This window comes from Pseudonocardia sp. CA-107938, assembly GCF_050936315.1.
Taxonomy (GTDB): domain Bacteria; phylum Actinomycetota; class Actinomycetes; order Mycobacteriales; family Pseudonocardiaceae; genus Pseudonocardia.
In genome coordinates, this window is sequence record NZ_JBNJNA010000001.1 from 1,563,715 (window position 1) to 1,589,123 (window position 25,409).

The window sequence follows — 25,409 nt, forward strand, 5'->3', positions numbered from 1 at the left end:
CGTGCATGGAGGCCGTCGTCGCGGTGCTGGAGTCGGAGGGCGTCGACACCGTGTTCGGCATCCCCGGCGCGGCGATCCTCCCGCTGTACGCCGCCATGCGGCGCAGCAGCATCCGGCACCTGACCGTGCGCCACGAGGAGGGCGGCACGCACGCCGCCGACGGCTGGGCGCGCGCCACCGGCAAGGTGGGCGTCTCCATCGGCACGTCCGGCCCTGCCGGCACGAACATGATCACCGGGCTGTACACGGCGCTCGCCGACTCCGTGCCGATCATCTGCATCACCGGGCAGGCGCCGCGCGACAAGCTGCACCAGGAGGCGTTCCAGGCGGTCGACATCGTCGAGATCGCCAAGCCCGTCACCAAGTGGGCGGTGCAGCTCAAGGAGCCGGGCCAGGCGCCGTGGGTGTTCCGGGAGGCGTTCCGGATCGCCCGCTCGGGCCGTCCGGGGCCGGTGCTGATCGACCTCCCGATCGACGTGCAGCGCGGCATGTGCCGCTTCGACCCCGCACTCGACGGGCCGCTGCCCGTCGAGGTCCCGGTGCCGCGGCCGGAACCCGTGGCCGCGGCGATCCGCATGCTGCTGGAGGCGGACCGGCCGCTGATCCTCGCCGGCGGCGGCGTCATCGGTGCCGACGCGTGCGCGGAGCTGCGCGAGCTGGCCGAGCACCTGCAGGTGCCGGTCCAGGTGACGCTCATGGGCAAGGGTGCGTTCCCCGAGGACCACCCGCTGTTCGCCGGCATGGCCGGCCTCCAGACGCAGACCCGTTGGGGCAACGCGGCCTACCTGGAGAGCGACCTCGTGCTCGCGGTCGGGGCCCGCTTCGGCGACCGGCACACCGGCGACCTCGACACCTACCGGCGTGGCCGCCGCTTCATCCACGTCGACATCGAGCCGACGCAGATCGGCAAGGTGTTCACGCCGGACCTCGGCATCGTCGGGCACGCGCGGCCGGCACTGGCCGCGCTCGGCGAAGCCGCACGGGCTCGGGTGCCCGCCAGGAGGCCGGACGCGTGGGTGGAGCGGGTCGCCGAGCTGCGCAGCACGCTGCTGCGCCGCGACGACTTCGACGACGTCCCGATCAAGCCGCCGCGCGTCTACCGGGAGCTGAACGAGTTCTTCGGCCCCGACACGACGTTCGTGACGGCCATCGGGCTCTACCAGATCTGGTCCGGGCAGTTCCAGCACACGTTCCGGCCGCGGCACTACCTGGTGTGCGGCCAGGCCGGCCCGCTGGGCTGGGAGATCCCGGCCGCGATCGGCGTGAAGTGCGCCCACCCGGAGCGGCCGGTCGTGGTGGTCGTCGGCGACTACTCCTTCCAGTTCCTCATGGAGGAGGTCGCGGTCGCCGCCCAGTACCGCATCCCGTTCGTGATCGTCATGGTCAACAACGAGTACCTGGGGCTGATCCGGCAGGCCGAGCTGGGCTACGACATGAACTACGCCGTCGACCTGCACTACGGCGAGGGCGGCATCGACCACGTGAAGGTCATGGAGGCCTTCGGGTGCCCGGCCCGACGGGTGGAGCAGCCCGGCGAGATCGCCGAGGCGCTGTCCTGGGCGGCGCTCGAGTCGGAAGCGATGCAGCTGCCCGTCCTCGTCGAGGTCATGGTGGAGCGCGAGGCGAACGCCGCCATGGGCCCGTCGCTCGACGCCATCACGGAGTTCGAGCCGGTGCCCGACCTCGTGGAGGCACGGCCGGCGCAGTAGCCCTCAGATCAGGTGCCCCGTGGTGACGTCGACGTGGGCCGGGACCTCGTCGTGCGCATCGCCGACGGTGAGCGTCCCGGCCGGCTCGACGAGCAGCACGCTCGCCCCCTCCTTCGACGACGGCTTGTGGAACGTCCTCTTCGGCACGACGAGCACCTGGCCACGGCTCAACGTGACCACCCGCTCCTGCGGGTCGCGCAGGCCGATCTCGATCTCGCCGTCGAGGACCAGGAAGAACTCGTCGGTGTCATCGTGGACGTGCCAGACGTGCTCACCGGCGAAGCGGGCGAGCCGGATGTCGTAGTCGTTGACGCGGGTGACGATCCGCGGGCTCCAGGCGTCACCGAAGGTCGCCAGCACGTCGTCGAGGTCGATCGGGTCCATGCGGACGATCCTGCGCCTGGATCGGCGTGCCCATCAGTGCTACGAATCGCACATGTCGCAAGGATCCTCGCATCGGGTCGTGGCGCTCGTGACCGCGGAGTCGAACCCGTTCGAGATGGGGGTCGCGACGGAGCTGTTCGGGCTCCGGCGGCCCGAGCTGGACCGGCCCTGGTACGACTTCACGCTCTGCGCCGCGTCGCCGGACGTGCGGATGAACCTCGGCATGTTCACCCTCACCGGCGTCGCCGGGCTCGAGGCTGCCGACGCGGCCGACACGCTGATCGCGCCGGCCCGCCCGAACACCGGCGTCCCCACGGATCCCGCGGTCATCGCGGCGATCCGGCGGGCCGCCGAGCGCGGCGCCCGGCTGGTCAGCTTCTGCACCGGCGCGTTCGCGCTCGCCGAGGCGGGCGTGCTCGACGGCCGGCGCGCGACCACGCACTGGCAGTGGGTCGCGGAGTTCGCCGAGCGCTTCCCCGCCGTGCGCTGGAGCCGGACGTCCTGTTCGTCGACGACGGTGACGTCCTCACCTCGGCGGGCAGCGCGGCCGCCCTCGACCTCGGCCTGCACATCATCCAGCGCGACCACGGCGCCGAGGTCGTCAACGCGGTCAGCCGCCGGCTGGTGTTCACCGGCCACCGCGACGGCGGCCAGCAGCAGTTCATCGCCCGACCGGTCCCCGAGGTGCCCGACACGTCGCTCGCACCCGTGCTGGCCTGGGCGCTGAGCCGCCTTGACCAGCCACTGACCGTCACCGACCTCGCCGCCCGGGCGGCGACCAGCCCGGCGACGCTGCACCGGAAGTTCCGTGCCGAGCTGGGCACGACGCCGCTCGCGTGGCTGACGACGGAACGCGTGACGCTGGCCTGCCGGCTGATCGAGCGCGGCGAGCTGCGCCTCGACCGGGTGGCCGAGGCGAGCGGTCTCGGGACGGCGGCGAACCTACGGCTGCAGCTGCGCCGCCACACCGGCCTCAGCCCGAGCGCCTACCGCCGTAGGTTCGGCCCGGCCGCCTGACGCCAGGCCGCGACGACGACCGTCGTCGCGGCCCGATGACCGTCAGGAGGCTGCTGCGACCTCCTGGTTGAGCAGGTCGGCCAGTGCGGTGATCGAGCGCAGGGTGGGCACGTCCGCGCCGGTCAGGTCGGCGATCTCCACGACCGCTGACAGCAGGACGTCCAGTTCCATGGGCCGGCCGCGTTCCAGGTCCTGCAGCGTCGACGTCTTGTGCTCGCCGGTGCGCTCGGCGCCGGCCAGCCGCCGCTCCACGGAGATCTCCGGTGTCGCGCCGACCCGGGTGGCGACGTCGAGGGTCTCCTCCATCATCGTGGCGACCAGCGCGCGGGTTCCGGGGTGGCGGCAGATGCCGGCCATGGTGGCCCGGGTGAGTGCGCTGAGCGGGTTGAAGGCGATGTTGCCCATCAGCTTGATCCAGATGTCGTTGCGGATGTCGGGCTCGACGGGGCACTTGAGCCCGCCCGCGACCATCGCCTCGGCGAACTCCGTGCACCGCTGCGACACCCCGCCGGCCGGCTCACCGATGGAGAACCGGGTGCCCTCCAGGTGCTGGACGACGCCCGGCGCGGAGAGCTCGGTGGCCGCGTAGACCACGCAGCCGATCGCGCGGTCCAGCGGCAGCGCAGCCGTCACGGCTCCGCCCGGGTCGACGCTCTCCAGCCGGGTGCCCTCGTACGGGCCGGCGAGGCGGTGGAAGTACCACCACGGGATGCCGTTCTGCGCGGCGATCAGCGTGGTGCCTTCGTGCAGCAGGGGAGCCACCAGCGGGCCCATCGACGCGTAGGAGTGCGCCTTCACGCCGAGGACGACGTGATCGACCGGCCCGATCTGCGACGGGTCGTCGGTGGCGTGCGGGTGGGCGACGAAGTCGCCGCGCGGGCTCACCACCTCGACCCCCTTCGCACGCAGGGCCGCGAGGTGCGGGCCGCGGGCGACCAGGTGCACCTCGACCCCGGCGCGGCAGAGGGCCGCTCCGACGTACGCGCCGATCGCGCCGGCGCCCAGCACAGCAACCTTCATAGAGGTCTCCTCGTCTGTATGCGGTAGACAGTATGCAATCTCGCTGTGGTCTGGACAACAGCGACATCGAGGAGTACCAATTTCCATACGGTATGCAGTATTCGACGACGAGGAGCCGACTCTCCCATGACGCAGACAGTCCCTGGCAGCACCGCCCGGAGCACGGCCGCTGCCGCGGATATCAGCTCCGGGACCACCATCTCCGGCGGGCACCTGGTCGCGAAGGCACTGAAGGCCGAGGGCGTCGACACGATCTTCACGCTGTGCGGCGGCCACATCATCGACATCTACGACGGGTGCGTGGACGAGGGCATCTCGGTCATCGACGTCCGCCACGAGCAGGTCGCCGCCCACGCCGCCGACGGCTACGCCCGCATCACCGGCACCCCGGGCTGCGCCGTGGTCACGGCCGGTCCCGGCACCAGCGACGCCGTCACCGGGGTCGCGAACGCGCTACGGGCGGAGAGCCCGATGCTGCTGATCGGCGGCCAGGGCGCGCTCACCCAGCACAAGATGGGCTCGCTGCAGGACCTGCCGCACGTCGACATGATCGCGCCGATCAGCAAGTTCGCAGCGACCGTGCCGCACACCGCGCGCGTCGCCGACCTGGTCTCGATGGCGTTCCGCGAGTGCTACAACGGCGCGCCCGGCCCGTCGTTCCTGGAGATCCCGCGCGACGTGCTCGACGCCAAGGTGCCGATCGAGCAGGCCCGCATCCCCGCGCCGGGCGGCTACCGCGCGTCCACGAAGTCGATCGGCGACCCGGCCTCGATCGAGAAGCTCGCCGAGCTGGTCTCCCGCGCCGAGAAGCCGTGCGTGCTGCTCGGCAGCCAGGTCTGGACCTGCCGCGCCACCGACTCCGCCATCGAGTTCGTCCGCGCCCTCAACGTGCCGGCGTTCATGAACGGGGCCGGCCGCGGCACGCTCCCGCCCGGCGACCCGATGCACTTCCAGCTCGCCCGCCGGCACGCGTTCACCGAGGCCGACCTGATCATCATCGTCGGCACGCCGTTCGACTTCCGCATGGGCTACGGGCGGCGCCTCTCGCCGACCGCGACGGTCGTGCAGATCGACCTCGACTACCGCACCGTCGGCAAGAACCGCGACATCGACCTCGGCATCGTCGGCGACGTCGGCGCCGTGCTCTCCGCGGTCACGGCCGCCGCCGGCGGGCGCGCGCACCCGTCGCGCGCGGCGTGGATCGCCGAGCTGCGGGCCGTCGAGGACGCCGCGTACACGAAGCGGCTGCCCCGCCAGCACTCCGACGCGTCGCCGATCGACCCGTACCGGCTCGTGCACGAGATCAACGAGTTCCTCACCGAGGACTCGATCTACATCGGCGACGGCGGCGACATCGTCACGTTCTCCGGCCAGGTCGTGCAGCCCAAGTCGCCCGGTCACTGGATGGACCCCGGCCCGCTGGGCACGCTCGGCGTCGGCGTCCCGTTCGTGCTCGCGGCCAAGCACGCGCGGCCGGACAAGGAGGTCGTCGCGCTGTTCGGCGACGGCGCGTTCAGCCTGACGGGCTGGGACTTCGAGACGCTGGTCCGCTACAACCTCCCGTTCGTCGGGATCGTCGGCAACAACTCGTCGATGAACCAGATCCGCTACGGGCAGGCGCAGAAGTACGGCGAGGACCGCGCCCGCGTCGGCAACACGCTCGGCGACGTCCGCTACGACCTGTTCGCCCAGATGCTCGGCGGGTACGGCGAGGAGGTCCGCGACCCCGCCGACATCGCGCCGGCGCTGCAGCGCGCCCGCGAGTCCGGGAAGCCCTCGCTGATCAACGTCTGGGTCGATCCCGACGTGTACGCGCCCGGAACCATGAACCAGACGATGTACAAGTGAGGACGGCCAGCTCATGAGCGCTCTCGCCGGAATTCGCATCCTCGACATGACGCACGTGCAGTCCGGGCCGTCGGCCACGCAGATCCTCGCGTGGCTCGGCGCCGACGTGGTGAAGCTCGAAGCCCCCACCGGCGACATCACGCGCAAGCAGCTGCGCGACCTGCCGGACGTCGACAGCCTCTACTTCACGATGCTCAACTGCAACAAGCGCAGCATCACCCTCAACATGAAGAGCGAGGAGGGCAAGGAGCTCTTCGTGAAGATGGTGCAGGAGTCCGACGTCCTCGTGGAGAACTTCGGGCCCGGCGCCGTCGACCGCATGGGCTTCACGTGGGACCGGTTGCAGGAGATCAACCCGCGGCTGATCTACGCGTCGATCAAGGGCTTCGGCGAAGGCCCGTACACGCACTTCAAGGCGTACGAGGTGGTCGCGCAGGCCATGGGCGGCTCGATGGCCACCACCGGGTTCGAGGAAGGTCCGCCGCTCGCGACGGGCGCCCAGATCGGCGACTCGGGCACCGGCATGCACGCCGTCGCGGGCATCCTCGCGGCGCTCGTGCAGCGCAACACGACCGGACGCGGCCAGCGCGTCACGGTCGCGATGCAGCACGCCGTGCTCAACCTGTGCCGGGTGAAGCTGCGCGACCAGCAGCGACTCGCGCACGGCCCGCTCGCCGAGTACCCGAACGAGCAGTTCGGCGACGAGGTGCCGCGCTCGGGCAACGCGTCCGGCGGCGGCCAGCCGGGCTGGGCGGTGAAGTGCGCCCCCGGCGGCCCGAACGACTACATCTACGTCATCGTGCAGCCGCCGGGCTGGGCCCCGATCAGCAAGCTGATCGGCCGCCCCGACCTCACCGACGACCCCGAGTGGAGCACGCCCGAGGCCCGGCTGCCGAAGCTCGGCAAGATGTTCCAGCTCATCGAGGAGTGGTCCAGCAACCTCGACAAGTGGGACGTGCTGGCGCAGCTCAACGCCCACAACATCCCGTGCGGCCCGATCCTGTCCACCAAGGAGCTGATCGAGGACGCGTCGCTCGTCGAGAACAACATGATCGTCACGGTGGACCACCCCGAGCGCGGCTCGTTCACCACCGTCGGCTGCCCGATCAAGCTCTCCGACTCGCCCGTCAAGGTCGAGACCTCGCCACTGCTGGGGCAGCACAACGAGGAGGTCTACCGGGAGCTGGGCGTCGACGCCGAGCGGTTCGCGCAGCTCCAGCAGGCAGGGGTGATCTGATGGCGCACGACAAGCAGACCGTCCAGGACGTGCTGGACAAGGCGCGCGCCGAGGGCCGCGAGTCGCTCACCGCGCCGGAGGGCCGGCGGATCTGCCAGGCCTACGGCATCCCGGTGCCCGGCGAGGGCCTGGCCACCACCGCCGACGAGGCCGTCATGCTCGCCGCGCAGCTCGGCGGTCCGGTCGCCATGAAGATCGTCTCGCCGGACATCCTGCACAAGACCGAGGCCGGCGGCGTCAAGATCGGCGTCAGCGGCGAGGACGCCGTGCGCGCGGCCTACGAGGAGATCCTCGGCAACGCGGCCCGCTACGACGCCGACGCGTCGATCGACGGCGTGCAGGTGCAGCAGATGCTGTCCGGCGGCCATGAGGTGATCATCGGCGCCACCACCGACCCGACGTTCGGCAAGGTCGTCGTGTTCGGGCTCGGCGGCGTGCTCGTCGAGGTGACGAAGGACGTCACGTTCCGGCTGGCCCCGATGGACCTGCCGACGGCGCACTCGATGCTCGACTCGATCGCGGCCGCCGAGGTGCTGAAGGGGGTGCGGGGGGCCAAGCCGGCCGACGCCGACGCGCTGGCCGACGTGATCGTGCGGCTCTCGGACCTGGTGGGCGACTTCCCCGAGATCCGCGAGGTCGACCTCAACCCGGTGTTCGCCCGACCCGACGGCGCGTCCGCCGCCGACGTGCGGATCCTGCTCGAGACCGGCGAGGTCACCGAGCCGGTGCGGCACTCACCCGAGGAGATCCTCGCGGTGATGAACAAGATGATGCATCCGCGCTCGGTCGCCGTGATCGGCGCGTCCAACGGGGCCGGCAAGATCGGCAACTCGGTGATGCGCAACCTCGTCGACGGCGGTTTCGCGGGCGAGATCTACCCGATCAACCCGAAGGCCACCGAGGTGCTCGGGCGCGCGGCCTACGCGTCGATCGGCGACGTCCCCGAGGACGTGGACGTCGCCGTATTCGCGATCCCGGCGAAGTTCGTGGTCGGGGCGGTGCGCGAGGTCGGCGCGAAGGGCGTGCCGGTCGCCGTGCTCATCCCGTCCGGGTTCGCCGAGACGGGCAACGTCGAGCTGCAGGAGGAGCTCGTGACGGCCGCCCGCGAGGCCGGCGTGCGGCTGCTCGGACCCAACATCTACGGCTACTACTCGACACACGACAACCTGTGCGCGACGTTCTGCACACCGTTCGACGTCAAGGGGGGCGTCGCACTGACCTCGCAGAGCGGCGGCATCGGCATGGCGATCCTGGGCTTCGCGCGCAGCACCAGCACCGGGGTGTCCGCGATCGTCGGGCTGGGCAACAAGTCCGACATCGACGAGGACGACCTCCTCACGTTCTTCGCGACCGACGACAACACCACGTGCGTCGCGATGCACCTGGAGGACCTCAAGGACGGCCGCGGGTTCGTCGAGGCCGCCCGGCGCACCACACCCCACAAGCCGGTGGTGGTGCTCAAGGCCGGCCGGACGGCGTCCGGGGCGCGGGCGGCCAGCTCGCACACCGGTGCACTCGCCGGCGACGACAAGGTCTACGACGACATCCTGCGTCAGGCCGGCGTCGTCCGCGCGTACGGGCTGAACGACATGCTCGAGTACGCGCGCGGCCTGCCGGTGCTGCCCACGCCGAAGGGCGAGAACGTCGTCATCATCACCGGTGCCGGCGGCTCGGGCGTGCTGCTCTCGGACGCGTGCGAGGCCAACGGGCTGTCGCTGATGGAGATCCCGCCGGACCTCGACGCGGCGTTCCGGGCGTTCATCCCGCCGTTCGGTGCGGCCGGCAACCCGGTCGACATCACCGGTGGCGAGCCGCCGAGCACGTACGAGGCGACGATCCGCCTCGGGCTGGAGGACCCGCGGATCCACGCGTTGATCCTCGGCTACTGGCACACGATCGTCACGCCGCCGATGGTGTTCGCCGAGCTCGTCGCGAAGGTCGTGGCAGAGGCTCGGGCGAAGGGCATCGACAAGCCCGTCGTGGCGTCGCTCGCCGGTGACACCGAGGTCGAGCAGGCCAGCCAGTACCTGTACGAGCACGGCGTGGTCGCGTACCCGTACACGACGGAGAAGCCGGTCGCCGTGCTCGGCGCCAAGTACCGCTGGGCCCGCGCCGCGGGTCTGCTGCACCCCTGACTGCAGTCGAAGGAAGTAGGCAAGGCAAGGACCGATCGCCCGTGCACTGAACCGTCAAAGGAGACGGCGTGACGACGACCGCACAGCCCTACCGGGAAGTGACCGACAGCAACGGCCGCATCTACCGCGTCGGTGAGTCCGACGTCGACATCATGGGCCGCAAGCGCCGGTGGATGGTCATCCTGCCCTGGATCGGCATGATGGCCATCAGCTCGGCCGAGTACGCGTTCGCCTCCGCGGAGGACACGCTGCACGAAGCCCACCACTGGGACAGCCTGCACATCTTCTGGCTGCTCGGCGTATGGGTGTTCTTCCAGGCCGCGGTGGCGTTCCCGGTCGGGAAGCTCCGCGAGAGCGGCAAGCTACCGGCCCGCTGGGCCATGATCCTGGGTGCGTTGGGCACCCTGCTCGGGTACCTGTCGCTCGCGTACGCGCCGCACGTGGTCGTCGCGTACATCGGGTTCGGCATGTTCTCCGGCATGGGCGCGGGCGCCGTGTACGCGACCTGCGTGAACATGGTCGGGAAGTGGTACCCGGAGCGGAAGGGCGGCAAGACCGGGTTCGTCAACGGCGGGTTCGCCTACGGGTCGGTGCCGTTCGTGTTCATCTTCACCGGCTACATGGACCTGACGAACTTCCGCTGGGTTCTGGTGTCGGTCGGCCTCTTCCTCGCACTGACGGTGGCGGTCGTCGGCTACTTCTTCCAGGACCCGCCGAAGAACTGGTGGCCGGAGGAGGTCGACCCGCTGCAGCCACCGGCCGACCGCCGCGCACGCCGCGCGCTCGCGATGAACCCGCCCGCCGTGCGGCAGTACACGCCCAAGGAGGCCTGGCAGACCGGCCGGGTCGCCCTGATGTGGTTCTGCCTGCTGTGCACGTCGGGCGTGAACATCTTCGGCATCGCGTTCCAGGTGGACATCGGGAAGGAGGCCGGGTTCGCCGGCGGCATCGTGGCCACGGCGATGTCGCTCAAGGCCATCGTCAACGGCACCGGACGCGGCGTGATCGGCTGGCTGTCGGACCTCTTCGGCCGCAAGCGCTGCCTGATCTTCGTCTGCATCGTGCTCGGCCTCTCGCAGTACGGCATCCTCTGGGCCGCCACCGAGAAGCACCTGGTGTTCTTCCTGATCTTCTCCAGCATCTCCGGGTTCGGCGGCGGCGCGATCTTCCCGATGTTCGCGGCGATGACCGCCGACTACTTCGGGGAGAACAACAACGCGTCCAACTACGGGCTCGTGTACAGCTCGAAGCTGGTGTCGGGCCTGCTCGGCTCCGGCATGGGCGCCGTCGTCGTGGCGAACTGGGGCCACGCCGGGGCGTTCACCCTGGCCGGCTCGATCTCGCTGTTCGCCGCGTTCGTCGCGCTGTTCCTGTCCCAACCGGGCCGGGGGAAGGGAGCGAGCCTCGATCCGCTCGATCAGAGCCTGACCCGGGCTTGATCGTCACGGCGTAGTGCCCCTCCACGGAGGGGCACTAGGCTCGTGACGTGGCCGAATCACGACCGCAGCTGTCCGACGTCGAGCAGCGGGTGCTCGGGGCGTTGCTGGAGAAGCAGCGCACGGTCCCGGCGAGCTACCCGCTCACCCTCAACGCACTGCGCTCCGCGTGCAACCAGACGAGCAGCCGGGATCCGATCACCGACTACGACGACGCCACGCTGCAGGCCACGCTCAAGGGCCTGCGCGACCGCGAGCTCGTCCGGCCCGTGTGGAGCGGCGCGGGCTCCCGCGTCATGAAGTTCCACCAGCGGCTGGAGGAGCACCTCGGCGTCGGCGAGGCCGAGCTGGCCGTGCTCACCGTGCTCCTGCTGCGCGGGCCGCAGGCCCCCGGCGAGCTGCGGACGCGCACCACCCGGCTGCACGCCTTCGAGGATCGCGCCGCCGTCGAAGCCACGCTGCACGAGCTCGCCGAGCTGGACGAACCGCTCGTCGTCGAGCTGGAGCGCAAGCCGGGCCAGCAGGACCCGCGGTGGGCGCACCTGCTGGGGCCGCTGCCGGAGACGGTGTCGGCCCCGGTCGTGCACGTCGACCGGGATGCCGTCATCGCCGAGGGCGCCGACGTCCGCGACGCCCGGGTGCGCGCCGGGTACGACGCGGCCGCGGCGGGCTACGCGGAGGCGCTGGCGGACGAGCTTGCGCACAAGCCGTTCGACCGGTGGCTGCTCGACCGCATCGCCGCCGAGGCGGACGGTCCGATCGCGGACGTCGGTACGGGTCCGGGCCACGTCGCGGCCCACCTGGCGGCAGCGGGCGCGGAGGTGGTGGGCGTCGACCTCGCGCCCGCCATGATCGACGAGGCGCGCGGCCGGTTCCCGGACGTCGAGTTCCAGGTGGGCGACCTGACGACCATGATGCGGCCCCGCGCCGCGGCCGGCTGGTCGGCCATCACCGCCTGGTACGCGTTCGTGCACATGGCCACGTCCGAGCTGCCGGCGGTGCTCGCCGGCCTCGCCCGGCTGCTGGTGCCCGGCGGCCGGCTGGCGTTCGCCCTGCACGTCGGCGAGGCGGTGTGGCACGTCGACGAGCTGCACGGCGCGCCCGTCGACCTCGACTTCGTGCTGCACGACGCGCCCGAGGTCGTCGCCGCCGTCACCGCGGCCGGGCTCGTGGACGTCGAGTGGTACATCCGTTCCCCGCTGGCGGACGTGGAGGCGCCCACGGAGCGCCTGTACGTGCTGGCCCGCCGCGCGTCCTGAGCGGCGCGCCCGCCGCGGTCGCGGCCGGCGGGCAGGATGGGGGAGTGCACGAACCGCCCGCCCGCCGTCCCACAAGCGCCGACGTGGCGCGGTTGAGCGGGGTCTCGCGCGCGACCGTGAGCTACGTGCTCAACGACGACCCGCGGCAGACGATCAGCGCAGCGACGCGCCGGCGCGTCCACGAGGCGGCCGCCACGCTCGGCTACGTGCCGAGCGCGGCGGCGAGCGCGCTGCGCCGGGGACGGTCGCGGCTGGTCCTGCTCGCGCTCGACCCGCTGTTCTCGGGGCACATCAGCGACCTCATCGTCGAGGGCACGACCGAACGGCTCCGCCGGGAGGGCTACGTGGTGGTGCGCCACTCGCACGGGCGGCCGGAGACGATCGTGGACATCGCGCGGGAGATCTCCGCGGTCGCGGTGGTGTCCCTGACGTTCCTCACCCCCGCGATCCGCCGCAGCCTGCAGGCCGCCGGGGTCCGCCGGATCCTGGCCGCCGCCGAGGTGTCGGAGGGGCTGCAGGGCCTACCGGATCGTCCGTGGGAGCTGCCGGTCGGCCAGCTCCAGGTCGACCACCTGGCGAGCCGCGGCTACGACCGGCTGGTGTACGCCCTGCCCGAGCGGTCGCAGCGCCTGCCGATCGCCCAGGCGCGGCTGCTCGGCGTGCGGATGGAGTGCGCCACCCTCGGTCTCGACCAGCCCGAGGTCGTCGCGCTGCCGCTGGACCGCGCGGTGATCGCGCGTCGGCTGCGCGAGCTCTCCCGGGTGCCGGGCCGCACCGCCGTGTGCGCCTACGAGGACCAGATCGGGATCGGCGTCCTCGGCGCCATGGCCGACCTCGGCTGGCGGGTGCGCGAGGACCTCGCCGTGATCGGCTGCGACGACCTGCCGGTCGCCTCGCTCGTGACGCCGAGCCTGACGACCGTGGTCGGCGACGCGGCGCAGGTCGGAGTCGCGGCCGCCGAGGCGTTCCTGCAGCTCGACGACGACGAGGTGCGGACCGGGTGGGCGGCCGACGCACTCCATTACACCGTCGTGGAACGCGACTCCACCTGAGCGCGCCTGTGCACCACGGTGCGCCGGTGGCTGCCCGACCCGACGTGCTCCACCGCGCCGCCGAGCGCGAGCTCGGCGACCGTCCCGTGCGGCACCGTGACCTCGACGGAGACGGTGTCGCCCGAGCGGCGCCAGTCGATCGACAGGCGCCCGTGCGGTGTGTCGTGCGCGGCGCTCACCACGTCGACGTCGGCGTCGAGGTCGGGCTCGATGCGGGAGCGGCGGTACCCCGGCTCGACCGGCTGCAGCCCGGCGATGCGGCGGAACATCCAGTCGTCGACGCAGCCGAAGGCGTAGTGGTTCATGGACATGGGGGAGACCGTGCCGTCCGGCGCGATCGCCGTCCACGCCTCCCAGATCGTCGTGGCGCCGCGGTCGACCGCGTACAGCCACGACGGCGCGGTGTCCTGCCGGAGGAGCCGGCGGGCCAGGTCGCGCTCGCCGCCCTCCCACAGCACGTCGAGCAGGTAGGGCACCGAGACGAACCCGGTGTCGAGGTGGTCGTCGTTCGCGTGGACGAGGGCGACGAGGTGCTTCAACGCGGCCGCGCGCCGGTCGTCGGGCACCAGCCCGAACGCCAGCGCCACGACGTAGAGCCCCTGCATCTCCACGGGCAGCCGCCCGTCGGGGGCGACGTACTCCGCGGCGAAGGCGGCCCGCACGCGCGCGAACCGGTCCCGGTAGCGGGCCGCGTCATCGGTGTGTCCGAGGATCGCGGCGACCTCGGCGACCAGCCGGAGCGAGTGCGCGTGGAACATCGCCGCGACCAGCTCGCCGGTGCGCTGCGGGGCGATCATCACCGAGTCGGGCATCGGTGACTCGAGCAGCGTGCTCGGGGCCAGCCAGTCGCCGAAGTGGAACCCCGTGTTCCACAGCAACCGCTGCCGCGCCTCCTGCTCGGGCGCCAGCTCCCGATCGGCCAGGCGCGGGGGCAGGCCGGCCTCTGCCTCGCGCATCTGGTGCTCCACCCAGCGCGTCATCGCCCCGTAGTTCGCCCGCAGCGGCCGCACGTCGCCGTAGCGCTCGTAGAGCACCCACGGCACGATCACCACCGCGTCGCTCCAGCCGGCGGAGGTGGTGCCGATGCCGGCGCCGTCGTCTTGCGCGATCGAGGGGATGACCGGGACGATGATCGGCACCTGCCCGTCGTCGAGCTGGTCGGCGCGCACGTTGTCCAGCCAGCGCTCCACGAACTGCCGCACGTCCATGTTCGTGGCGGCGGCCGGTGCGAAGACCTGCAGGTCGCCGGTCCAGCCGGCGCGCTCGCGCTGCGGGCAGTCCGTGGGGATCGAGAGGAAGTTGGCCCGCTGGCTCCACAGCACGTTCTGGTGCAGCCGGTCGATCCGCGGGTCGGACGTGGCGAACCGGCTGGTCTCGCGCAGGTCCGACCCGATGACCACGGCGGTGACGTCCTCGACGCGCACCTGCGGCAGTCCGGTCACCCGGACGTACCGGAAGCCGTGGAAGGTGAACGTCGGCTCGAACACCTCGCCCGGCCGGCCGGCTGCCACGTAGTGGTCGGTCTGGTCCTTGTTGGGGCCCAGGATGTTGGAGAAGTAGTCGCCATCGGCGGTGAGCACCTCCGAGTGCTCGAGCGTGACCACGGTGCCGCGGGGCGCCGACACGGCGATCCGCAGCCGGCCGGCGATCACCTGCCCGAGGTCGACGACGGTGTCACCGGCCGGGGTCGTGAGCACCCGCTCGGGCCGGAACTCCCGGGTGCGGCGCACCGGCTCGCCGGCGAACGGGGTCAGCACGTCGAGGCCCCCGTCCTCCACCGTGACCGGCCGCCACCCGCTGTCGTCGAAGGCGGGGGTGGACCAGCCGGGCAGCTCGCGGGTCGCGTCGTGGTGCTCGCCGATGAACAGGTCGGCGTAGCGTCGCGGGCCGACCGCCGCGCGCACGTCGTCACCCGAGACCACGGTGGTCACCGAGCCGTCCTCGTGCTCGATCTCCAGCTGCCAGATCGCGCCCAGCCGGTCGCCGTAGTTGGCGCTCGAGCCCGTCAGCCCGATGCGGCCCGCCCACCAGCCGTCGGCCACCGTCAGGCCGAGCACGTTGGCGCCCTCGGTGAGCAGCTCGGAGACCTCGTAGGTCTGGAACGACAGGCGGTGCGGGTAGCTGTCGTGGCCCGGCGCGAGCACCTCGTCACCCACCACCCGCCCGTTCAGCTCAGCCTCGTACACCCCGCGGGCCGTCGCGTAGAGGCGTGCGCGTCGCACGCCGCCGGCGACGGTGAAGCGCTGGCGCAGGTGCAGCGGCGGCCGCAGCCGTTCGGCCGGTGGCGTGGTGGGGCCCTCGGCGCCGGACAGCGCGCCGGTGAGGGAGTACTGCTCGTGCAGCGTCGGCTCCTGGTCCGGCACCACCCACCGGGCCTGCCAGTCCGCGGTGCGCAGCAGCGAGGTCTCGAACGTCGCCTCCGCCCACGCGCTCGGCTCCTCCCGTCCGCGCAGCCAGGTGCGTACCCGCCAGTCGTAGCGGGTGCGGGACGCCAGGTCGAGTCCGCCGTACTCGATCCCCACCCCGTCCGGCGCCGGCACGCGGCCCGACTCCCAGACCGGCCGGCCCCCCGTCGTGACGACGAGCTCGTAGGCGGACTGCAGCAGGTCCCGGGCGGCCGACTCGGTGCGCCAGCCGAAGCGCGGCCGGGCCGTGGCGACCCCGAGCGGAGAGTCCATGTGCTCGACGGACAGCTCGGTCAGGGTGTGGACGGGCGCGTCGGACATCGGTCTCCCCTTCGAGATCGTGCTGGTCAGGTCGAACATACACGTGTAAGTTCCGGATCCGAAACGTTTCAATCGCAGCTTTCGACGGGGAGGGCTGATGTCGAGGACGGTGCAGGCGCAGGGGGCGCGTCGCCCATGGCGGACGGCGATCGTGGCGGGGATGGCGTCCTACCTCGACGCGGGGGCCATCGTCACCACCGGGATCGCGCTGGTGCTCTACGCGCCGACGCTCGCCATCGGTGCGGGGACCCTCGGTGTGCTCTCCGGTCTGCTCACGCTCTGCTTCGCCGTCGGCGCGGTGACCGGCGGACGGCTGGGTGACCGGTACGGCCGCCGCCGCGTCTACACCGTCACGCTCCTGGTGTTCGCGGTCGGCACGGCCCTGCTCGTCACCGCGGGGGGCGTCGCCGTGCTGTTCGCAGGAGTCGTGCTCGTCGGCCTGGCGATCGGGGCGGACCTGCCCGTCTCGCTCGCGCTCATCGCCGAGCAGGCGCCTGCGGGCGAGAAGGGGAAGATGATCGTCTTCTCCGGGATGCTGTGGCTGCTCGGCATCCTCGCGCCGATCCTGCTCAGCATCGCCGTCGCCCCGCTCGGCGAGCTCGGCGGTCGGATCCTGTACGGGCAGCTGCTGCTGGTCTGCGTCGTCGTGATCGTCGCCCGCGCGGGGCTGCGCGAGTCGGCGGAATGGGCCGGCAAGAGCGACGCTGCGGCCGGCGCGGGCGACGAGATCCGCTTCTCCCAACTCGGGCAGCTGTTCCGGGCTCCGCTGGTGGCGGCGGTGCTGGCGACCGGGCTGTACTACGCGATCTGGAACCTCGGCGCCAACACCTTCGGGCAGTTCGGCACCTTCCTGCTGGTCCAGGTGGCGGGGGTCGACGTGCAGGCCGCGTCAGCGCTCAACCTGGCGGTCTTCCCGGTCGGCATCGTCGCCGCGCTGGTGTTCATGCGCGTGGTCGACCGCCCGTCGCGGCGGATCTTCTTCGTGGGCGGCACGATCCTCAACGTGCTGGCGTTCGTCGTGCCGCTGGTGCTCGGGTTCTCGGCCACGTCGTTCGCCGTCATGATGTTCTGCTTCGGGATCGGTGCCGCGTTCTGCGGCGAGTCGATCTACAAGGTCTGGACGCAGGAGCTGTTCCCGACCCTGCTGCGCAGCACCGCGCAGGGGGTCACGCTCGCGTTCGCCCGGATCGTGGCCGGGCTCGCGGCGTTCGGCACGCCCGTGATCGCCACCGGCAGTCCGACCGCCCTGTTCGCCGTGCTCGTCGGCTGCGCCGTGGTGTCGGGCGCCGTCGGTCTGTGGTGGGTGCCGCGGCTGCGCAGCGCGGCCGATCTGGAACGGGCCGCGCCGAAGACGGGATGACCTCAGTCGTCGAGGCCGTAGAGGCGGGCCCAGTTGGCCCGTGACATCAGCTTCCCCGACGCCTCGCGGTAGCGCTGCGCCACCGCAGGGCCCTCGCTGTGCAGCCGACGCAGTGCCCGGGCGCCGCGCGCGGCGAGGTCGCGCGCCTTCGCGTGGTCGCGTTCGCGCACGCGGAAGCCCTGCTCCGACATGTCGGTGACGATCGCGCGCTTGAACAGCGAGACGTGCCACCAGTGCGCGTCCCCGGCCGGGACGAAGCCGGTGGTGCGGCCGCGGTCGGTCAGCTGCCACACGACGCGCTTCGCCCAGGTCAGCCGCTGCCGGCCGGGGGTGCCGCGGTCACGGACGACCTCGGCGTCGCGGAAGTCGTTCGTGAACTCGCCCAGCTCCGACATCGGGTGCATCTTGGTCTCGGGGTACTCGGCGCGGATCCGGCGGATCTCCGCGGCGGCGGCGGCCGAGCCGTCGTCCAGGATCTCGGGGCCGTCCAGGAAGTCCTCGACGGACTGGATCAGCGTGGCCGCCAGGCCGTAGTGCATCGCGACGAGGTACTGGCCCAGCAGCATCCCGAGCCGGCCCACCGTGCGCTTCACCGTGAACGGGGTGTGCAGCGCGGCGGTGATCAGGCCGTTGCGGAAGTTGAAGTACCGGTGCCACTCGTCCCAGTCCTTCCACCCGAAGTCGGCGTGCCAGACGCCGGCGCCGGGCAGGGCGACGGTCGGGTAGCCGTGGGCGCGGGCCCGGTAGCCGAACTCGACGTCGTCCCACTGGAAGAACAGGGGGAGCGGGTAGCCGATGTCCCGCACGATCGAGGCCGGGATGAGGCAGGACCACCAGCCGTTGTACTCGGTGTCGACGCGGCGCTCCTGCACCGTCGGCAGGCCCTCCGCGTCCTTGGCCAGCAGGTTTGCCTCGCGCAGCGTGCCCGGCACCGGCAGCCCGACCAGCAGGAGCTCGATGTCGGCGTACTCGGCGGCGATGTGCAGCTGCTCGGGGTGGAGCAGGTTCAGCATCTGCCCGCCGACGATCGTCGGATGGGTGGTGCAGGTGGCGAACGCGGTGAGCCGGACCAGGATCTCCGGCTCCAGCAGCACGTCGTCGTCCATGAGGAGGATGTCGTGGTGCTGCTCGGCGGGCCCGCGGGTGGAGTCGAAGATGCTGCGGGTGAAGCCGGCCGCGCCGCCGAGGTTGGGCTGGCGCACGTAGCGCAGCTGCTCGCCGAGCGCCGCGGCGACGGACGCGAAGCGGACGCGCGACTCCAGCGGATCGGTGCCCTGGTCGACGACCTGCACGGTGTGGACGGTGCTGAGCGCCTCCGGGTCGTCGGCGAGCGCCTGCATGGTGTTGAGGCAGTCGTCGACGCGGTTGAAGGTGCAGATGCCGACCGTGGTGGGCGTGGGCGTGCGCGGCGCGGCGACGCTCCACCGCACCCCGGTGACGGTCAGCGTGCCGGTCTCGGTGGCGATCTCCAGCCACATCCCGCCGCCGTCGACGAACCGGTCGACGGGCCCGACCAGCCGCACCTCGAGATCGGTGACGTCCTCGACGTCCTGGGCGGCGACGATGCGCGAGATCCGGTTGGTGTCCGACGCGCGCAGCCGCAGCCGTCCGGTGCCGGTGACGCGGGCGCTGACCTCGACCTCGGTGATGTCGGTCCAGCGCTGCCAGTACGTGGCGTGGAAGCGGCCGAAGTAGGTGTTGGTGGCCACCAGCGTGGCCGGCCCGAGCTCGACGGAGTGGCGGGTGCGCCGCGCGGCACCGCGCTCGACGGTGCTGTAGAGGTCCTCCGGGACCAGTGCCGACGGGCCGAAGAACAGACCGCGCTGGGCGAGCAGGCGCGCAGGCCCGCGCTGGTGCCGCGGATCGGCCGCCCGGTCGGCGAGGGTGTCCGTGTCGTCGGGTGTGCGCAGCATCGCTGGAGATGTCCTCACGGCTGGGGGGTGGGCCCTGGACGGGGCCCATTGTGCTGGTGACCGGTGCGTGGCCCGCAGGCCGGGTGGTCAACTGCGGCATCGGCGTCGCTACCCTCAACCACCATGACGGTGACCACCGCGGACGGCTCGGCACGCTCCGTGACCCGGCCCTCCGTGGCGGGTCTCGGCCTCCCGGTGGCCGCAGCGGTGGCGGCGACCGCGGTGTTCCTGCTCGTCCACGACGCGCTCATCGACGACGCGTACATCACGATGAGCTACGCGCGGAACGTCGGACTGCACCTGCACTGGGGGCTGATTCCCGACGAGGTGGCCAACAGCGCGACGTCGCCGCTGAACGTGCTGCTGCTCGGCGCGGCCACGGCGATCGTGCGCGACGGCGTGATCGCGGTCGGCGTGCTGTTCGTCGCCTCCATCGTGCTGGCGACGCGCTGGCTGCAGACGCTCGCCGTCGAGCTCGGGCTCTCCCGGTGGCTGCCGGTGATGGGCGTCGGGTTGTTGTTGGTCAACCCGCTGGTGCTCTCGACCGTCGGGCTGGAGCCGTACATGTGTGCCGCTCTGCTGGTCGGGCTGCTGCGCTACGGCGCGGCCGGGCGGCCGGCGGTGTTCGGTGTGGTCGCCGGGTTGACCGTGCTCGCCCGGCCGGACCTGGGCGTCGTCGTCGCGGTGGTGTCGCTGGTGCTGCCGGCGGTGCGCCGGCGGTTGCACCTCGCCATCGCGACCGCGCTCGCCGTCGTGCTGCCCTGGTGCGTGTTCAGCTGGTTCGTCCTCGGCTCGGCGGTCCCCGACACGCTGGTGATCAAGTCCGGGTCGGCGACGTGGGCCGGCTTCGGGTTCAGCAACGGCCCGTTCCTGTACCTGAACGCGATGCCGACGGCGGCGTTCGTGTCGTTCCTGCCCGTCGTCGTGGGGCTGTTGGTGCTGGTCGGGCTGCTCGTGGCGCGGCTGGCGCGGCGGTGGGCGCCGTGGCAGCAGGTGGCCGCCGCGATCGGGCTGGGCGCGGTCGCCCACTACGCGGCGTACAGCGTGCTGCACACCGCGCCGTACCACTGGTACTACGCGCCCATGATCATCGGCGGCACGCTGGTCGTCTCGCTGGCCGCCGCCCGGCTCCGTGACGGGTTCGCGCTCGCCGCCGGCGGGCTCGCGGCCGGGCTCGCGATCGCCGCGATCGCCGTCGACCTGGGCAACGGGCTGCCGTGGCAGCGCGCCATCATCCAGACGAACTGGGCGTCGGCCACGCAGTACCAGCAGCTCGGCACGGAGCTGGCCGTCGCGGCGCCGGGCGCGACCATCGAGAGCCCCGGCGAGATCGGCACCATCGCCTACTACTGCCAGTGCGCGGTCGTCGACCAGTTCTCCGACCGCGGCCGGGTGATCGGCGCGATCAACGACCGCGAGGCGAAGAGCGGGCGCATCGGCGCGTTCCTGCTGCGGCTCGACCACCGCAACCTCGACTGGACCGAGGCGCCCCGCCCGGTCAGCGCCCGGCTGGTCTACCAGCCCCACCAGGCCCCGGCCGGGCCGCTGCAGTGGCCGGCCGACCACTGGGCCGACGGCCCCGGGCGGATCGTGCTCGAACCCGTGGCGCGGTGAAGGGCATCGTCCTCGCGGGCGGCTCGGGTTCGCGGCTGCACCCGATCACCCGTGCGGTGTCGAAGCAGCTCCTACCCGTCTACGACAAGCCGATGGTCTACTACCCGCTGTCGGTGCTGATGCTGGCCGGCATCCGGGAGATCCTCGTCATCTCCACGCCGCACGACCTGCCCGCGTTCCGCCGCCTCCTCGATGACGGCGCCGAGCTCGGCCTGGAGATCACCTACGCCGAGCAGGCCGCGCCGAACGGGCTGGCCGAGGCCTTCGTGATCGGTGCCGACCACGTCGGCGACGCACCCGCCGCGCTGGTGCTGGGCGACAACATCTTCCACGGGCCCGGCTTCACCGGGATGCTGCGCGACGCCCGCGCCCAGGTCGCGGCGGGCGAGGTCGGCTGCGTCCTGTTCGGGTACGCGGTGCGCGACCCGCAGCGCTACGGCGTCGCCGAGACCGACGCCGACGGGCGGCTCGTCTCCATCGAGGAGAAGCCGCAGGTGCCGCGCTCGGACCAGGCCGTCACCGGGCTCTACATGTACGACAACGAGGTCGTCGAGATCGCGCGCGGGTTGCGCCCGTCGGCGCGCGGCGAGCTGGAGATCACCGACGTCAACCGCGCGTACCTGGAACGCGGCGCGGCCACGCTGGTGCGGCTGGGCCGCGGGTTCGCCTGGCTCGACACGGGCACGCACGAGTCCCTCCTGGAGGCCGGGGAGTACGTGCGGGTGCTGGAGAACCGGCAGGGCATCCGCATCGCCTGCCTCGAGGAGATCGCGATGCGGATGGGCTTCATCGACGCCGCGGCCGCCCACGCGCTGGGCGAGCGGCAGGCGTCGTCCGGGTACGGGACGTACCTGATGGACGTGGCAGCGAGCTTCGCAGGGGGCTGACGTGCGGGTTCTGGTCACCGGTGGGGCCGGGTTCATCGGGTCGCACTTCGTGCGCACCCTGCTCGCGGGCGGGTACGCGGGGTTCGTCGGGGCCGAGGTGGTGGTGCTGGACCTGCTCACCTACGCCGGCACGATGACGAACCTGCCCGACTCGGGGTTCGAGTTCGTGCACGGCGACATCCGGGACCCCGCGGTGGTGGCCGCGACGATGGCCGGCGCCGACGTGGTGGTGCACTTCGCAGCCGAGTCGCACGTGGACCGCTCGATCAGCGGCGCCGCCGACTTCGTCTCGACCAACGTGGTGGGCACGCAGGTGCTGCTGCAGGCGGCGCTGGAGGCCCGGGTGGGCCGGTTCGTGCACGTCTCCACCGACGAGGTGTACGGCTCGATCGAGTCGGGGTCGTGGCCCGAGACCCACCCGCTGGAGCCGAACTCGCCGTACTCGGCGTCGAAGGCCGGCTCGGACCTGTTGGCGCGCTCGTACCACCGCACGTTCGGGCTGCCCGTGTGCATCACGCGCTGCTCCAACAACTACGGGCCGCACCAGTTCCCGGAGAAGGTCATCCCGCTGTTCGTCACCAACCTTCTCGACGGCAGGAAGGTGCCGCTCTACGGCGACGGGCTCAACGTGCGCGACTGGCTGCACGTCGACGACCACTGCCACGGCATCGCGCTCGTCGCGCAGAAGGGCCGTGACGGCGAGATCTACAACATCGGTGGCGGCACCGAGCTGACCAACGTCGACCTGACCCACCGCCTGCTCGCGGCGGTGGGTGCCGGCGAGGACATGATCGAGCGAGTGCCGGACCGACTGGGCCACGACCGCCGCTACAGCGTCGACTGGACGAAGATCGCCGACGAGCTGGGCTACGCCCCACGCACCTCGTTCGACGACGGCCTGGCCGCGACGGTCCGCTGGTACGCCGAGAACCGCGCGTGGTGGGAGCCGCTCAAGTCCCGCTGACCCGCGCGCTCCTGTCCTCTGCGGGAGCCAGCAGCGCCGGCGTCCGGCGGTCGACCAGGCACAGCAGGGCGGCCACGACCACGCCCAGGCCGAGGACGCCCAGCGAGTTGGTCAGCGCGCGGTCGAACCCGATGCGGTCGACGTCGAGGAACGGGTACGGGTACCAGTGCACGACCGCGCCGCGGACGAAGGTGTAGACCAGCCAGAGGATCGGCCAGACGAACGCCGCCACCGCGGTGCGCAGGGTGAACCTCCGGCGTGGGCCCAGTGCGACCCAGGCGAGCAGCGTCAGCCACGGGGAGACGTAGTGGAAGCCGATCGTCGCCACCAGGGCCCAGCCGGTCAGGTGCACCAGGGGAGCCAGCACGACCGCGAAGACGAGGCCCGTGATGACGATGGCCACCAGGGACGTCAGCCTGGCCGCGTGCCACCAGCGGCCGTCCCGGTCGGGGCGCAGCACCAGCAGGATCGCCACCACGCACACGACGATGTTGCTCTGGATCGTGAAGTAGCTGAACAGGCGCGCCAGCCGGGTGCCGATCGAGGCCACGGCGCCCGCTTCCCCGGAGTTCGCGTCGGCACCGCCGGTGAAGAGCAGCACCAGCTGGACGACCAGGCTGAACACGATGACGACGGCGATGACCGCCTGCACGGTGCGGATCGTCGGCCGCCGCAGCTCCCTCATGGACGGTGATTGTGCGGGCACACCCCGTGTCGACGCACCAGATGCACACGTCCGAGCGGGTCAGGCGGCGTGTGCGGTCAGGTAGCGGGCGAGCTGCTCGCGCCAGTCCGGGCAGCGGACGCCCGCCGCTTCCGCCTTCGTGAGGTCGAGGACGCTGTTGAGCGGCCGGCGCGCCGCGCCCGGCTTGTCGGCGAAGTACGCGGCCGTCGTCGTGTCCGTGACGGTCAGGTCGGGGCGCAGGTGCGCGTAGACCGCGCGGGCCACGTCCGCCCACGACGCGGGCTCGCCGCCGCCGGTGACGTGGAAGGTGCCGGTGGCGCCGGCCGCCAGGAGGTGCACGATCGCGGCGGCGACGTCGTCGGCGAACGTGGGGCGGCCGATCTGGTCGGCCACGACCGCGGGCGCGATGCCGCGCGCGGCGAGCCCGGCCATCGTGCGCACGAAGTTGTGCCCGTCGCCGATCACCCAGGTGGGGCGCACGATCAGGTGCCGGTCGTGCGTCGCCACCGCCAGGTCGCCGGCCGCCTTCGACGCGCCGTACGCCGACAGGGGCGCGACCGGTGCGTCCTCGCGGTACGGCGCGGTCGCGGCACCGTCGAACACGTACTCGGTGGACAGGTGCACCAGCAGGGCGCCGTGCCGGGCCGCGACGCGGGCGAGCGCGGCCGGGCCGGCCGCGTTGGCCCGCCAGGCGCCGGCCCGGCCGTCCGCGGTCTCGGCGGCGTCGACGGCGGTCCAGGCGGCGGCGTTGACGATCGTGTCGAACGCCGCCCAGTCGATGCGGGCCGCGTCGACGTCGGCGAGGTCGAGCTCGGCCCGCCCCGGGGTGACGGCGTCGGGGAGCCGCGCCGCGAGCGCCCGCCCCACCTGCCCGGTCGCGCCGAGCAGCAGCGTCGTCACAGGTCGGCCAGCCGCGGGTGTGCGATGTCCTTCGCCGAGCGGATCGCCGCGTCCGCCCCGATCGGCCAGTCGATCCCCAGATCCGGGTCGAAGGCCTGGATCAGGGTGTACTGCGCGTCCGGGGACCAGTAGCCGTTCACCGAGTAGCTGTAGACCACGTCCGGGGTGAGCGTCTGGTACGCGTTCCCGCACCCGCGCGGGACGAACAGCGCGGTGCCCGGACCCAGCTCGCGCGTCACGACCGTGCCGAACCCCGGACCCTCGCGCAGGTCGACGATCGCGCTGAACGCCCGCCCGTGCACCACCGTCACGTACTTGTCCCACGGCTCCGCGTGGATGCCGCGGGTGACGCCCACCTCGCGGTTGAACGACACGTTCTGCTGCACGACCTCGAAGGCGGGGAAGCCCACGTCGTCCAGCTTGGCCCGCTGGAAGGTCTCGGTGAACCAGCCGCGGTCGTCGCCGTGGACGGTCAGCTCGATCTCCAGCAGCCCGGCGATCGGCGTCTCCGCGACGTGGAAGCTGTCACCCATGTCGGAAAACCTCTCACAGTGAGCCACAAGGAGTGCGCACTGGCCAGGTGGGTACGCTCACGCCGTGACGGACCCGGAACCGGACGCGCAGCCGGCCACCGCGTCGGCGGCCTACACCGCGCGGCTCACCGGTCGCTCCCGCGCCGGCTGGAAGCAGCGGCTCGACGTGCAGGCCCCGTACCGGCGCAACCTGCAGCGGCTGCTCGGCGGGCGCCGCACCCTCGACGTCGGGTGCGGCATCGGGCGCAACCTGGTCAACCTCCCGGCGGGCAGCGTCGGCGTCGACCACAACCCGCACTCCGTCGCCGAGTGCCGCGCCGCCGGCCTGACCGCGTACACGGTCGACGAGTTCCTCGGCGAGCCGCCCGCCGCGCCGCTGTTCGACGGGATGCTCGCCGCGCACCTCGTGGAGCACCTGCCGGCCGGTGAGGCGGGCACCGTGCTCAAGCCGTACCTGCCGTACCTGGCGTCCGGGGCCGTCGTGGTGCTGATCTGCCCGCAGGAGCGCGGGTTCGCGTCCGACCCGACGCACACCGTCTTCACCGACCAGCCGATGCTGGCATCGCTCGCCGCCGAGCTGGGTCTGGTCGTCGAGCGCCAGTACTCGTTCCCGCTGCCCCGGTTCACCGGGCGCGTGTTCACCTACAACGAGTTCGTCACCGTCGCGAGGAATCCGTGACCACAGGGGAACTGCCGGCAGTGGCGCCGGCCCCGCAGCCCGCGCAGTCGC

Annotated in this window: 19 protein-coding genes and 1 pseudogene; 13 read left to right on the forward strand and 7 right to left on the reverse strand. The window is 72.1% G+C overall.

The genetic code is table 11. The annotated features are described in order from the left end of the window. Positions 1–5: 5 nt before the first annotated feature. The gene (gene gcl / locus ACQEVB_RS07855; protein WP_432980221.1) at positions 6–1,709 is read left to right on the forward strand and encodes a glyoxylate carboligase; all 1,704 of its coding nucleotides are present in this window, start codon (positions 6–8) and stop codon (positions 1,707–1,709) included. A 3-nt stretch (positions 1,710–1,712) separates the two neighbouring features. Here the strand turns inward: gcl and ACQEVB_RS07860 are convergent, their stop codons facing one another. Further along, positions 1,713–2,093 (reverse strand): cupin domain-containing protein, encoded by a 381-nt coding sequence (locus ACQEVB_RS07860; RefSeq protein ID WP_432966926.1) that lies wholly within the window; start codon positions 2,091–2,093, stop codon positions 1,713–1,715. A gap of 52 nt (positions 2,094–2,145) precedes the next feature. Here ACQEVB_RS07860 and ACQEVB_RS07865 point away from each other — a divergent pair. After that, positions 2,146–3,110: pseudogene (locus ACQEVB_RS07865) on the forward strand (helix-turn-helix domain-containing protein). A gap of 42 nt (positions 3,111–3,152) precedes the next feature. Here the strand turns inward: ACQEVB_RS07865 and ACQEVB_RS07870 are convergent. Further along, positions 3,153–4,130, reverse strand: a complete 978-nt coding sequence (locus tag ACQEVB_RS07870) for a 2-dehydropantoate 2-reductase (RefSeq protein ID WP_432966928.1) — start codon at positions 4,128–4,130, stop codon at positions 3,153–3,155. A 126-nt stretch (positions 4,131–4,256) separates the two neighbouring features. Here ACQEVB_RS07870 and ACQEVB_RS07875 point away from each other — a divergent pair, with 126 nt between their 5' ends. From ACQEVB_RS07875 to ACQEVB_RS07900, 6 genes are all read left to right on the forward strand, one after another. Further along, positions 4,257–5,978, forward strand: a complete 1,722-nt coding sequence (locus ACQEVB_RS07875) for a thiamine pyrophosphate-binding protein (protein ID WP_432966930.1) — start codon at positions 4,257–4,259, stop codon at positions 5,976–5,978. A gap of 13 nt (positions 5,979–5,991) precedes the next feature. Beyond that, the gene (gene frc / locus ACQEVB_RS07880) at positions 5,992–7,215 is read left to right on the forward strand and encodes a formyl-CoA transferase (RefSeq protein ID WP_432966932.1); all 1,224 of its coding nucleotides are present in this window, start codon (positions 5,992–5,994) and stop codon (positions 7,213–7,215) included. Beyond that, positions 7,215–9,350 (forward strand): acetate--CoA ligase family protein, encoded by a 2,136-nt coding sequence (locus ACQEVB_RS07885; protein WP_432966934.1) that lies wholly within the window; start codon positions 7,215–7,217, stop codon positions 9,348–9,350. The genes frc and ACQEVB_RS07885 overlap by 1 nt, the downstream gene beginning before the upstream one ends. A gap of 68 nt (positions 9,351–9,418) precedes the next feature. Beyond that, complete coding sequence (locus ACQEVB_RS07890; RefSeq protein ID WP_432966936.1) at positions 9,419–10,789, forward strand: OFA family MFS transporter; 1,371 nt, start codon at positions 9,419–9,421, stop codon at positions 10,787–10,789. Positions 10,790–10,836: 47 nt separating this feature from the next. Beyond that, entirely contained in the window at positions 10,837–12,045 is a 1,209-nt protein-coding gene (locus tag ACQEVB_RS07895; RefSeq protein ID WP_432966938.1) for a DUF480 domain-containing protein, read from the forward strand. 44 nt (positions 12,046–12,089) lie between these two features. Then, complete coding sequence (locus tag ACQEVB_RS07900) at positions 12,090–13,097, forward strand: LacI family DNA-binding transcriptional regulator (RefSeq protein ID WP_432966940.1); 1,008 nt, start codon at positions 12,090–12,092, stop codon at positions 13,095–13,097. Here the strand turns inward: ACQEVB_RS07900 and ACQEVB_RS07905 are convergent. Continuing rightward, positions 13,067–15,823, reverse strand: coding sequence for a family 78 glycoside hydrolase catalytic domain (locus tag ACQEVB_RS07905; RefSeq protein WP_432966941.1), 2,757 nt, complete (start codon positions 15,821–15,823; stop codon positions 13,067–13,069). The two genes, ACQEVB_RS07900 and ACQEVB_RS07905, sit on opposite strands and share 31 nt — an antisense overlap. A gap of 97 nt (positions 15,824–15,920) precedes the next feature. Between ACQEVB_RS07905 and ACQEVB_RS07910 the strand changes: the two genes are divergently transcribed. Then, complete coding sequence (locus ACQEVB_RS07910) at positions 15,921–17,183, forward strand: MFS transporter (protein WP_432966943.1); 1,263 nt, start codon at positions 15,921–15,923, stop codon at positions 17,181–17,183. Between the two features lie 2 nt (positions 17,184–17,185). On the opposite strand, the gene ACQEVB_RS07915 is transcribed toward ACQEVB_RS07910, so the two are convergent. Next, positions 17,186–19,096: a glycosyltransferase gene (locus tag ACQEVB_RS07915; RefSeq protein ID WP_432966945.1), complete on the reverse strand. Its 1,911-nt coding sequence runs from the start codon at positions 19,094–19,096 to the stop codon at positions 17,186–17,188. 123 nt (positions 19,097–19,219) lie between these two features. On the opposite strand from ACQEVB_RS07915, the gene ACQEVB_RS07920 reads away from it, so the two are divergent. From ACQEVB_RS07920 to rfbB, 3 genes are read left to right on the forward strand one after another with little or no spacing between them, the layout of a single operon-like run. Further along, positions 19,220–20,710, forward strand: a complete 1,491-nt coding sequence (locus tag ACQEVB_RS07920; protein WP_432966947.1) for a hypothetical protein — start codon at positions 19,220–19,222, stop codon at positions 20,708–20,710. Continuing rightward, positions 20,707–21,597 (forward strand): glucose-1-phosphate thymidylyltransferase RfbA, encoded by an 891-nt coding sequence (gene rfbA / locus ACQEVB_RS07925; protein WP_432966949.1) that lies wholly within the window; start codon positions 20,707–20,709, stop codon positions 21,595–21,597. The genes ACQEVB_RS07920 and rfbA overlap by 4 nt, the downstream gene beginning before the upstream one ends. A gap of 1 nt (position 21,598) precedes the next feature. Beyond that, entirely contained in the window at positions 21,599–22,561 is a 963-nt protein-coding gene (gene rfbB / locus ACQEVB_RS07930) for a dTDP-glucose 4,6-dehydratase (RefSeq protein WP_432966951.1), read from the forward strand. On the opposite strand, the gene ACQEVB_RS07935 is transcribed toward rfbB, so the two are convergent. The 3 genes from ACQEVB_RS07935 to ACQEVB_RS07945 are packed head-to-tail and all read right to left on the reverse strand — an operon-like array spanning position 22,548 to position 24,679. Next, on the reverse strand, positions 22,548–23,246 hold the full coding sequence (locus ACQEVB_RS07935) for a Pr6Pr family membrane protein (protein ID WP_432966953.1): 699 nt from the start codon (positions 23,244–23,246) through the stop codon (positions 22,548–22,550). The two genes, rfbB and ACQEVB_RS07935, sit on opposite strands and share 14 nt — an antisense overlap. 60 nt (positions 23,247–23,306) lie before the next feature. Then, complete coding sequence (gene rfbD, locus ACQEVB_RS07940; protein WP_432966954.1) at positions 23,307–24,146, reverse strand: dTDP-4-dehydrorhamnose reductase; 840 nt, start codon at positions 24,144–24,146, stop codon at positions 23,307–23,309. After that, positions 24,143–24,679, reverse strand: coding sequence for a dTDP-4-dehydrorhamnose 3,5-epimerase family protein (locus tag ACQEVB_RS07945; protein ID WP_432966956.1), 537 nt, complete (start codon positions 24,677–24,679; stop codon positions 24,143–24,145). The genes rfbD and ACQEVB_RS07945 overlap by 4 nt, the downstream gene beginning before the upstream one ends. Before the next feature lie 64 nt (positions 24,680–24,743). On the opposite strand from ACQEVB_RS07945, the gene ACQEVB_RS07950 reads away from it, so the two are divergent. Next, positions 24,744–25,358: a class I SAM-dependent methyltransferase gene (locus ACQEVB_RS07950; RefSeq protein ID WP_432966958.1), complete on the forward strand. Its 615-nt coding sequence runs from the start codon at positions 24,744–24,746 to the stop codon at positions 25,356–25,358. Positions 25,359–25,409 lie beyond the last annotated feature (51 nt).